This is a genomic window from Bartonella sp. CL100XZDX (assembly GCF_042195375.1).
Taxonomy (GTDB): domain Bacteria; phylum Pseudomonadota; class Alphaproteobacteria; order Rhizobiales; family Rhizobiaceae; genus Bartonella.
The window spans coordinates 26,464-38,615 of record NZ_JBHIOH010000030.1; the positions used below are offsets into that span (position 1 = coordinate 26,464).

General features: G+C 34.0%; 8 protein-coding genes and 1 pseudogene. All 9 read right to left on the reverse strand.

Translation table 11 applies throughout. The features are described 5' to 3' along the window. Nucleotides 1–153 precede the first annotated feature (153 nt). Entirely contained in the window at nt 154–2,907 is a 2,754-nt protein-coding gene (locus ACFILU_RS02815) for an autotransporter outer membrane beta-barrel domain-containing protein (RefSeq protein WP_375674662.1), read from the reverse strand. A gap of 905 nt (nt 2,908–3,812) precedes the next feature. Beyond that, nucleotides 3,813–4,262, reverse strand: coding sequence for a hypothetical protein (locus tag ACFILU_RS02820; RefSeq protein WP_375674664.1), 450 nt, complete (start codon nt 4,260–4,262; stop codon nt 3,813–3,815). Between the two features lie 162 nt (nt 4,263–4,424). Then, the gene (locus ACFILU_RS02825) at nt 4,425–4,826 is read right to left on the reverse strand and encodes a hypothetical protein (RefSeq protein WP_375674666.1); all 402 of its coding nucleotides are present in this window, start codon (nt 4,824–4,826) and stop codon (nt 4,425–4,427) included. A gap of 363 nt (nt 4,827–5,189) precedes the next feature. Beyond that, a complete protein-coding gene (locus ACFILU_RS02830; RefSeq protein ID WP_375637449.1) occupies nt 5,190–5,603 on the reverse strand; it encodes a hypothetical protein in 414 nt (137 codons plus the stop codon). A 15-nt stretch (nt 5,604–5,618) separates the two neighbouring features. Continuing rightward, on the reverse strand, nt 5,619–5,840 hold the full coding sequence (locus ACFILU_RS02835; protein ID WP_375674667.1) for a hypothetical protein: 222 nt from the start codon (nt 5,838–5,840) through the stop codon (nt 5,619–5,621). Beyond that, a pseudogene (locus tag ACFILU_RS02840) lies at nt 5,827–6,114 on the reverse strand (hypothetical protein); the annotation flags it as partial. The gene ACFILU_RS02835 and the pseudogene ACFILU_RS02840, both read right to left, overlap by 14 nt. Nucleotides 6,115–6,848: 734 nt before the next feature. Continuing rightward, nucleotides 6,849–8,225 (reverse strand): amino acid permease, encoded by a 1,377-nt coding sequence (locus ACFILU_RS02845; protein WP_273791505.1) that lies wholly within the window; start codon nt 8,223–8,225, stop codon nt 6,849–6,851. Between the two features lie 448 nt (nt 8,226–8,673). Continuing rightward, nucleotides 8,674–9,033, reverse strand: a complete 360-nt coding sequence (locus ACFILU_RS02850; RefSeq protein ID WP_375631298.1) for a hypothetical protein — start codon at nt 9,031–9,033, stop codon at nt 8,674–8,676. A gap of 414 nt (nt 9,034–9,447) precedes the next feature. Continuing rightward, on the reverse strand, nt 9,448–10,986 hold the full coding sequence (gene hutH, locus ACFILU_RS02855) for a histidine ammonia-lyase (RefSeq protein ID WP_273791578.1): 1,539 nt from the start codon (nt 10,984–10,986) through the stop codon (nt 9,448–9,450). Nucleotides 10,987–12,152 lie beyond the last annotated feature (1,166 nt).

A 12,152-nucleotide genomic window follows, 5' to 3' on the forward strand; every position in this document is an offset into this window, starting at 1 on the left:
TAAAAAATAAATCAACGTGATCCTTTCATACCTATTAAAACACATGATGCCATTATCAAAAGAAGAAATTAAAATTCTGCACCATCAATGGTTTTAATCCCGACAATAAAACAAAACTTTACAAATCACATTTATTATTTTTAAAAAGATTTATTAAAAATGATAGCGCAAACCACCAGAAAAATGAACTCCAGAAAAACCAGCCTTGGTTAACCTATGCTGATAGCTAAGATCACTATGAAGTGTAACTTTAGAAGAAAACTGCACATTGATACCCAAACCTGTTTCTAAGGAAGAACCAAAAGAACCCAACTGGAAAACATCTTTAAAATGAACAAATTGTTTTTTACCAAAACGATTAGAAAGATGAATATTGCTATAAAAACAAATGATACGATCCTTTTCAGATGCTGTAAATGTTTTATTTAAACGCCCACCAATACGCATCAACCATTGACTCATTTTTTTCATCTCAACATGAAATCCATCAATATCACGAAACTTATCAAATTGAAGATGTTGATAAATAAGCTGCAGTTGCGGATCAAAAATAAGATCTTTATATCCTGTCATAAACACTTTACCAGCAGAAAATGAAATGTTCAAAGGATTTGCTTTTAATGTCGCCGTCTTACCCCAAGCATGAGTAAGCACATCCCCTTTAAACAAACCATAAGATAAAAGACCATCTACATAAAAACCAGTGTTGTGTTTCACACTACCGTATGCCGTAAATGACCATTTATCAAACGTACTCTTTTGGCTTCGTTCCACGTTACGAGGTTGTAAGGAAAGTTTTCCATAGGTTCCCATAATCCCAAAAGATGTCGTATTATGTGCACTCTCTACCGTTTTAAGCAAAAGATCTGTTTCTATAGCGTTATAATCAACATGTCCATCGTACCCATATTTAAGTATAGAAAGATCTGAGACATAACGATAACGTCCACCATAACTCTGAACAGATAAAGCAAAATTCCCTTCAACTTTTAATAATTTACGAGGAATAGACCGCCTAACTTGCAACTGCTTTTGTTGATGACTAATATCCATGAGCCCAACATGAAACAAAGCATTTGGTACCAGAAGGTAAGTGGGAACCTGTGGAACAACCTCCCTGATCTTTAACTCAGAAGGGGGAATAGCAGACACCTCTAAAGCAGGCTGAATATATTTACTTTCAAGGCGGAAATCCCAAAAATCTCCATCTCCTTCAACTAATCTTTGAGAAGTTTGTGCATTTCCAAGAGCAGAAGCTGGACCATAAGCATGAAGATAATATTGGTAAGGCAAACCCTCTAATGCGATATAAGCACGATTTAACTGAAAAGAATCCTCTGCCGCTTTTCCAGAAACCTGAATAAGTGAAATACTATGAGCATTTTCACCGGTTGCTATCTCACCCTGATTTCCTGAAACAAATTGCACATAAACTGTCGTTTTTCCAGAAACATCACCATGTATCAAAAGCCGATCAGTTTTTTTATTATCGAGCAAACCATCACTACTGAGATGTGTATTGAGATAAATATCTGCCCTATCTTGCGCACTATAAACTTCTTTTTCTCCCTTCCCAATATAAAGTGTCTGATACTCCTGGAACATTGGAATCTCAAAAGCAATAAAACTATCAGAAACTTTCACAAATGAAATAGACGAACTTGTACGGTTTGCAACTTGCAAATCTATCCCTTTTCTTTTTGTCAAAAACCATTTTGATCCCCCTGTTAAATAAAGTTCAGCAATAGAATCATCGGCAACACGAGTCCCTCCTATCAATGAAGAGGAATCAGCCAAAATCGCTACAGTCCCCTCCTTTTCAGCTGTTAATAATAAATCACCAAAAATTTTTGTACCTTCTGTTACTCCAATATAACTACGACTTTTATTACTATGAATAGCTGTTCCGTCTGGAACCTCAAAAATTGTCCTTTTCAAAAAGACAAGTCCCTGTTCATACGCATCATTTTCCCCATCCCTCTCAAAATACATACCATGTTTGTTACCGATTGCTTTAATTGTTGAATCTTCAATATTAACCCGTGAAATTAAAATATTTCCTTCCCTGCCATTATTGGATGGTGTGTTAGAATCTTGTCCAACTGTTAAAACATGAACATCCGTAGAAATAATATTCGTATTTTTTACATAAACAGAACCATGATGTTTTACATTGAAAACTGTATGTGTAATTTTTTCATTTGTATTTTCTTTGTCTTCTGTTTTTTGATATTTTGAAGCAATGGTAACACCATCTAAAGTCGCACTACCCCCTCTCCCCACATAAAGCGCAGCAGCATCATTCACATCAATAAATCCACTTTTCATCTGAATACTCGCATCAGCCCTAACGAAAAGAGCACTCTCTTGACCGATACCCAAACCTTCCACTTTAATTTCTGTATCCGTTAACGTAACAGATGCTCCTAGATTCTCTGCATAAGCAGCAATCTGAGAAGCCTCAATTGTTCCACGATTAACCTCAATCATTCCACTATCAGCTTTAAGACCTATTGATACATTTTTAAAAGCTGAATCGCTCAAAACAATTCTTCCTCCTCGTGATACAAAAACACCATAAATATCTTCTATACCTGCAGTAGCTTCAACCTCTACACGCATTGCCTGAATAACTGTATTTGGCTCCTGCACTACTATAGCAGCAGGTAACATGAGAGACCGCCCCTCCCCATTCTTTTCTTTAACAGGTGCCGTGAATTTATATACTTTATCACTAATTGTATGCTTTGAACCATCACTGCATTCATAAGGTAATTTGTTTTTGTCACATGACAGTGATGTATATGAATGAGAATGTGCCTCAATATTTATATTTAACAAAAAAGAAAAAATAGCTGCTGTAAAAACGCACGAATACAAGTGATTGTTAGATACCTTGACTATCATTGTTTTTCAAAACTTTCTTTTTTCAACAAAAACAAAAAATGCTGGCAAAAAAATAAACCACAAATTAAACACAACAAGAATGAAACAAACAAAATTATTTTATTTTTTATGATAAATTACAGCATTAAATAATATGTTTTGTGTCTTATGTAAAGAAAGAACAAAAAGTTTAAAAATACCATTTAGGATGACAATCCCTTTAAAGAATGCATCTCAAAAACCGCTGAAAACTGCAATTACAAAGTGCCGAAAAACCAATCTTTTAAAAAACGTGAAAAAATGCGAACTTTGAAGAGATACAATATTCAATTTATCTCACCATCGAAAAATTAAAATACAACAAAATGAGAATAACTTTTAAGATTAAACGATTAAAACGTTTTAATAAAACACAGCACAAATAAGATACAGTATACGAAATCTATAACCGCATTATCTCTTCAACCACAACAAAAAAACAAGAAATTGCACACTAATGTATAAGCTAATCTACATAATTTCTATATTAGAAATGCTAGACATCTAACAAAAAAATTTGAATTAATAAATGTAATATTTTAGATCTTTTGATAAAATCTAAAATACAGTAAAACACTCACCATTTTGAAATTTAAAAACACCAAAATAAAATTTCATCAAAATCAGCTCTATGAAAGCTATCTGTTTATTATCGTTAAAGCAAATATTTTAGCAAAGCTATTATTTTCCATTCTTTATATTGAATAAATTTCTCTAAACAACAACTCACTATCCTCCGTTATCATCATCTGACAACGACATTATTGCTAATCTCGTAGCTGATGAATATAACTACATTGGAAACAAAAGACCGATATTTCTCTCTTCTCCCGTTTAATATTTTTATTCAATTATTGCTTTAAAAATCAACGTTCTACTATTGGCGATCACTTGTGCAAAGCTTTTTTTATTTTCTGGCGCTTTTTATCATTTTCAAAACGTAACATCAAATCTCGCTCTTGTTTTGTCGAATTGGTTACACCAAAAGTATCATTGTCCATAACCTGCTGATACCCTGCTACCATTAAATTGACTAAAAATGAATCACTTCGCGGCGCTGATGAAAAATAGATTCCCTTTGAATCTTGTAATTTGTACCGATAACCTGCTTTAGTCATGCACTCATAAACTGCTGCAAAATCACTTGCACGCGAATCCATATTTTCAGAAGAAGCGTAGATTGGTTTCCAACCACATTTTGACAGTGCTTGTTGGACCATAGACTTATTGACACCGGGCTTTTCCCATAATTCTAATGTCGATGGGAGAGGTTTGCTAATACACCCAGCAGTGCTTAATAAAATTATAGCACTCAATAATTTCAATGTTTTTTTCATTCCCCCTCCTTCAATATTTACGATAGAAAGACTGATAAGTCTTCTAATATTTGCTCACACGCAAGATGACTCTTGTTAGCATATAGATATTGAAGAAACAATCCCACCCACCCCATGCAAAAACAAGAATGTAAGGATTTTTGATTACAGTAGCCTCAATACTTAAGGTTGACATTCAGGTTGCTCTTTATGCTCTTTACAATGAGGACTATTCAAACGCCTCTCTACACTTCGCAGAGGAATAACTGCATCAGGTTGACAAATTGGAAGATTTTCATATTTCTCACACCACTTCATTCTTCCCAATTTATCTTGAAAACCTGCTTGGATCATACATGCATTCACAGACTCCTCTGCATTGAATTTTTCATCCATACTTGTTTCTGTATCAAGACGACCATCAAGATGCTGTATTCCACATTCTAACAGGGCTTTTTTTATCTCAAGCTGATCTGCACCGGATTTTTCCCATGCATCTACAGCTGTTCGAGAAGGCTGCTCTAGGTAACATCCTGCCATAACAAATAAGGTTATCCCGCTTAATAATTTTAAAATCTGCTTCATTTTCCTATCCTTGAGTAATTTTGATATTACGAAACAATCTATAAATTATTATACATGCTGTTTTTTATTTCCAAAACAATGATGAACATTATCAGCCTATATTATTTTTATCTTTCCGAAGATTATGCCATAATTATTATAGCAAAAATACGGTAAAATTATTACTAAAACCATATTCTATCAACGATATGCTTATAATTATTATCAATATTTTGATTACAACCAAAATAGATATTTTATATCATTGCGCCAACAGTTGTGGTCCTCATAAATAATTAGCATTGACATGCTGAATTAAGCCATCCCCGCACGGGCATGAGAAGCATGAAGGTAGGGATTGTTGATCATCACAAAATGCAAAACTTAAGGTTTGCATTCAGGTGCATTTTTATACTGTTTACAATAAGGGCTGTTCAAGCGCTTCTTGACACTGGGCCTAGGGATCACAGCGCCTGGACGACAAATGGGAAGGTTTTCGGCTCTAAAAGTATAACATGGCCCACCCGCTCTTGCTACTTCTTCATCTTTATAGCGAAAACCTGATTGAAGCATGCAAGCATAAATTGTTGCTTTTGCATTGATGCTCTGCTTTCTATTTTCTGGATCGACATCATAAGGTGTTGGCATGCCACATTCTAACAGGGCTTTTCCTATCTCAGTAAAATCTGCTCCTGGCTTTTCCCACGCACTCAAATACCCTCCAGGAGTTTTATTAAACTGACATCCGGCTATACTCAATAGAGTTATCGCACTTAATAATTTTAGAGTTTGTTTCATTTTTTACTCCATGATTTAATTCAAGGCTTTTGTTCTAAATGAAATGTGCCATAAAAACTTTTGGCATTTATAACCCACATCTCCAAGACAGGTATGGGAGCTTATGGGATTCATGATCACTCTCCACCATTCTGTCCACCAGTTACTACCAGCAGGTATTGTCGCGTAGGTATAGCCATTACCGCCAATAATTCTGCTTACAAAATCATATCTATACCCATCAAAAACCTGTTTCATGCGTCTGTGAATGGCTGCTATGATGGTCTGTCATGCCAACAATCGTCATACTTTCTCCCATTACATTGATATCTTGACCGGAAATCAGATGAGAAGCAGAAATCTTGGCTTCTCCTTGTGCGTCTAACACGATGTTGCCCGTCGCCCCAAGGATAGAGGAAATTATTATTGCGTGTGTTTCAGAGCTATCGGAAGATTTCTCATGCAAAAAGCCACTTGATGACGATTGTTTTTGCTGATCGTAGTGTTCTTGAGCACCTTTTATGGTAGTATTGAATAATTTTGCACCGCAATACAGTTGCGGAGTGCATTTTGTCCGCCTCCACTTGTGATAAAAATTACTCTCGTATCAATATTATAAAAAATAAGTTTGATCCTTGCTATTGTGAGCGCAATAACAATAAGAGTCGTAACACTGTCACACGTTCATTGTTCTCTTTAATTTACTCTTCTATGAGATTTTATTGTGATACCTTGCTGCTCTTTATTAAAGTTTTTGCAAATACAATCATACAATGCCTCTAATGACTTTGTTATCCACTATTTTCTACCAACGCCAATCCTCTTTGAGAAAAAATACATAAAGAACTTTATCTTCGATTCTAAAAGCAATAGTAGTTTTCTAAACAATAAAATTTAAACAACCAATTTTTTAAAGAGCTTAAAGAACAATTCTTACAATAACTTCTCTTGTGGAACAAAACTTCATTAATACGTTTAGAAAAAGATATCTGCCTATAATCTTGTATCTGGTAAAATCTATTTGCACTATTAGGCATTTTTACCTGAAAGACTTATATTGATTGCAGGGCTCACCATCAAAAAATGCCTAATATTTATATGATTTGGTCGTTACCGTAAGCAATGGCTCACAAAACTTCCAAAGCAAAATAATAACGAGCAGATTTTTTCAATCTAGATTGTTCTAACCTTTAGAGAATAACAATCAAACACCTGTTTTCCTGATGACATCAGCTATTTGTTTTGAGCTTTATCTCTATTCACATTTTATTGCTGTTTCTTTTGCTTAAAATTATAAAGTTTAAGTGCATAGAAACAAATAATAAGCCAAGCAATCCAACTAAAACCTATAATTAAAACCGGTCGTGTCTCATCAAAATACCATAACAGAATAAAAATAAAAACCATAAATAAAATAGAAAAAATCGATCCTATTGGCCAAAATGGAATGGGAAATTTTAAACCATTCTGTGCTTCTTTAGGCATCTTAATTCGCATAAAAAATTGTGAAAGTAGAATCATCATCCAAACAAAAACTGTCGCAAATGTTGCCATTGCGGCAATAAGAAAAAAAAGCTTTTCATGGTAAAAATAATTAAGGACAGCACCAAGAAGAAAGATACCGAAGATCATCAAAATAACAAAAACTGGTATACCATTTTTTGATAAATATTGAAACTTTTTTAAAGCATAACCCTCCTGCGATAAACCATGGATCATACGACAAGCACCATACATTCCACTATTCATTGCTGAAATAGCCGCTGTAACAACAACAATATTTAAAATATTTGCTGCATACGAAATCCCAAGATTTTCAAAAATAGATACAAAAGGGCTATCCATAAGACCAATCTCATTCCAAGGATAAAGAGACATTAAAATAGCTAACGTCATGACGTAAAAAAGCAAAATACGAACTGGAGTAGAATTAATTGCCTTTGAAATCGTTTGATGAGGGTTTTGAACTTCCATAACTGCCATGCCAATAATTTCTATGCCACCAAAAGCAAAAACAACAACACTAAAACAAGCTAAAAAACCAAACCAACCATTGGGAAAAAGTCCACCATTTTTCCATAAATTATGAACAGTAACGGTAGAAAAATTTGCACCTTCACCCCACCCCCAAAAAATAATTGCTATTCCTAAAATAATCATCGCAATGATAGCGATAACTTTAATAGAAGATAGCCAAAACTCTAGTTCACCATAGACTTCTACAGCAGCTAAATTAATACCTGTGATGATTAATGTAATACTCAGTGCCCATACCCAAGGAGCAACATCAGGATACCAAAACCCCATATAAGTCGCAAAAGCTGTAATATCAGCCAAACCAACAAGAATCATCTCAAATACGTATGTCCATCCCGTTAAAAAACCTGCTAATGGTGATATGTAATTTGCCGCATAACGAGCAAAAGAACCAGGTAATGGATTATGAAGTATCATCTCTCCTAGAGCCCGCATAACCATAAAAATAGCTAAACCAGCAATACAATAGGCAATCAAAACACTGGGACCGGCAAGCTTAATTGCCTGTGCAGACCCATAAAAAAGACCTGTTCCAATAGCAGAGCCAAGAGCTAAAAAAATAACTTGGCGCTTACTCATCCCTCTTTTCAGTTTATTTATTGCCATTTCTTTCCTTACTTTTTGAAATGCTGACAATCCACACAACGATAACAGCTTTATGATAAATAAAGCCTCATGTTTCTTTCACAAATATATTTCAAAAAACATCGAAGACCAGCCCGTCAAACACTTTGTTCTAAACAATAAAAAATACTTTTATTGCGAATTACTCAGCTTTTATAGCCTGCAATTTCGTATTATTTTATTCAAATAAAGTGATAATGAATTTTTTTATAATTGTCATTTAATTCATTTCGTATTCTCTAGTTTTTTACAGAGAAAATTAATCTTAATGTAATCTAAACTTTTAGGCTTCTATTTCCGTGCACGAAAATAGAAGCCTAAAACTTCATAACAAACGCATTAACTATGCGTACAATTAATTTTTTGTTACTTTAAGAAAACTCTCTTTGAGCCCACAAAGCAAACTTTTTACGCCAATTGAATAGCTCAATCAATGATAATACGAATCTCGCAAGCCTTCAAAAGTATGAGAAATTGTATTTACAACCCATCTTTTAAGGACTCCAACTGTCTTAAAGATAAACTTTCCAATGGAAAAAAAATATGCGCTAAAAATAGAATCTTTGACTGTTGGCCTAATGATAGCATTCTCCTTATCTTCGGGATTTTGCCCTGAGATAGCAATAAAATCTTTGTTTTTCGCTAAAATCAGAGGCTCCTTCTCTTGGTCCACTATTGTAATGAAAACTTCCTCTGGAAAGCCACCTCTCCTACAATTTGCATGAATCTCAAGAATTTGAGAGAAAAAAATAACTGTTATTGATACACATAATCTAGCACTTTTAAACATTTCTTTCTCCTTTTTTATTTAAATATCAAAAATGAAATATAAAATTCATAAAGTATTAACAAATAAGAAGAATCTACAATAAATTTTTTATTTTTACTTAATATAATACATATATTATAATTTGTACTTATAAAAATATAATATTACAACATATAATTTGTGAATATTATTTAACTTAGATTAAAATTTCTGATAGAAATCAGAAAGTATAGGTACTTTAAATTTATAGTTTCTATAAAATTATGATGCTAAATCAGATCCCTATAAAATAATAAAATATCTAGTTGACTATAAATAACATATATATACATAATTCATTAAATAATTCAAATATAGTATTGATCTTCTATATTTTCATATGAGGAAGTTTCAAAATTCAATATCCGCCCTTCATCATTGTCCTTAAAACAAATATTATTGAAAACTTAATGAAGGAAAAATTGTTTCTGGTAAAACAGATAATAAGTGCCCTTCACGCACAAGTATATGTGCTTGATGAAGATCTGGAGCCAGATAGCGATCTTCCTTAAGAGAAGCAACATTTTTGCGTAAACATTCCATAACAGATTGCAAAAAAGTACTTGTTTTTAAAGGTGCACGATATTCAATTCCTTGTGCTGCAACAAGCGTTTCAATGCCAATAAGTGTAAAAAGATTTTCGCTCATTACCAATAACCGACGAGCTCCATGACAAGCCATTGAAACATGATCTTCTTGATTGGCTGAAGTTGGGGTTGAATCAACGGAAGCAGGATGGGCCATTTGCTTATTTTCAGACATTAAAGCTGCCGCTGTTACTTCAGCAATCATAAAACCTGAATTAAGACCCGCATTATGCGCTAAAAAAGCTGGAAGTCCATAAGAAACTGCTGGATCAACCATAAGAGCAATACGCCGTTGAGAAATAGATCCTATTTCACATAAAGCAAGAGCAATCTGATCAGCAGCAAACGCTACAGGTTCAGCATGAAAATTCCCACCTGATACAACTTCACCATTCCTTAAAATCAATGGATTATCTGTAACAGCATTTGCTTCAATAATCAGTGTTTTTGCTGCTGCCAGCAAAATATCAAAACATGCCCCCATGACCTGTGGCTGGCAACGTATACAATAAGGATCTTGTACACGCTCATCACCCCGTAAATGTGCTGCACGAATTTCTGAATCCTCTACAAGCTTTTCTAATGTTTTCGATACGGCAATCTGCCCATAATGTCCTCGTAAAATATGAATATCAGGATGAAATGGCGCCGTTGATCCCATGATGGCATCTGTCGTCAAGGCCCCTGCCAACAATCCACCACACAATGCCCGATAACCTCGAAAAAGACCGGCAAGTGCAAGGGCTGTTGATGTTTGAGTCCCATTAATAAGAGCTAGACCTTCCTTTGCCTCTAAAATAATAGGGGACAATCCCGCTTTCTCTAATGCAACAGCTCCACTCATACGAATATTTTGAAAAAATGCTTCCCCTTCTCCCATCATAACAGCCGCCATGTGAGCAAGTGGAGCTAGATCACCTGAAGCACCAACAGACCCTTTTTCAGGGATGACAGGAATGACGCCCTTTGCAAGCATATTTTCCAGCAAATTTACCAATTCTAGACGAACTCCTGAAGCTCCTCTTCCTAAAGAGATAAGCTTTAAGCTCATTATCAAACGCACAATATTTTCAGCTAAAGGTTCTCCTACCCCACAACAATGGGACAAAATAAGATTTCTCTGTAAAACAGTAACATCGTCCGCATCAATTTTAATGGAAGCCAACTTCCCAAAACCAGTATTAATACCGTACACAGGCTCACTTCCAGCAGCAATTTCAGCAATGCGCAGTGCCCCTTTCTCGATAGCTAAATGCGTGTCATTATGAAGTTTACTCACTTCACCATTAAAATAAATAGCCGCAAGTTCACTAAGCGTCACCTCGCTCGGTTTCAGTATAATAGTCATAATTTACTTTCTTTTTTATCAAAGTGTAATGTTTAGCATTATTGATGCTTCTATAAAACAAAAAAACTATAACGACTCTTTAAAACGAGAATACTTTCTTAAAGGTATTCCTTACGATGGAGTCATTATCCAAAAGTAGAATAGTTGACGATAAATGAAAATGAAATATTGACAAACACAACCAAAGTCATGGATTAAAAAAATAAATAACGCATTAATTTATAATTATAATCTAGCATGATTCATATTAAATGAGAGAGCCGAACATCTTAAGATTCTCCCATTCTAAATCTGTGTATGTTGAATTAATCAAAACCATTCGCTTGAACGTCATAAGCGAGATTGGCGTATGGATAAAACTGTACAAAAAAGAACTAAAACCCCTCTTATGAACCTTCTCAAGGGCTGTCGCAACATTGGGAAATGATAAACTGTGTGATGGTGCAGACTTGTTCTTGTGTATGAAGCGTAAAGACGAAGGACTCAATGAATTTATCATATGGATATATCATTAAGCTATTCCTACTAAACTTATAAAAATCTTAGACAGATAGCTGTCACAATCTATCATGATTGCAAAAATTAAACTCTATAGAAAATTAAAAAACTTATTTAACATATCACAACATAGAAGAAATTAAGCTTATTTACCACTTCTAAAATTGTATTTAAAGCGCCAGATTGAAACCTGAAAAGTACATCTTCAATAAAACCACACAAGACTCGAACTAACCCGTTATTTAAAATAAAAATAAAAAAAGCTTTCTTATATCAAAAAATTTAATTAACATATTGTTTTTATATTATATCTTTAAAAAGAGAAATGCTTCATATAACATATTTATATTTTACTTTTTTGTTATATTGAATCTGAATTTAGAGATAATTTCAGAATTAGTTTTTTTAAAGATTCTTCCAAACCATTACCCTTTTTACTGCAAATTTCTGATTATGATAATTTTTTGTACTTTTTCAGTTGTTTTTGTCAAAATTTATTTAAAACTCCCTCATATTAAATGAACAATGAAAATAAGATGTCAATGTCAATTTGAATGCTGAAGAAGAAAAAACTCTCCCCCTCAAAATCTACCTTAATAATGCGTTAACCTCCTGAATACCGCCTACTCTGATGTGCTAAAAGAGCAAAAACAATCATCGATATCAGA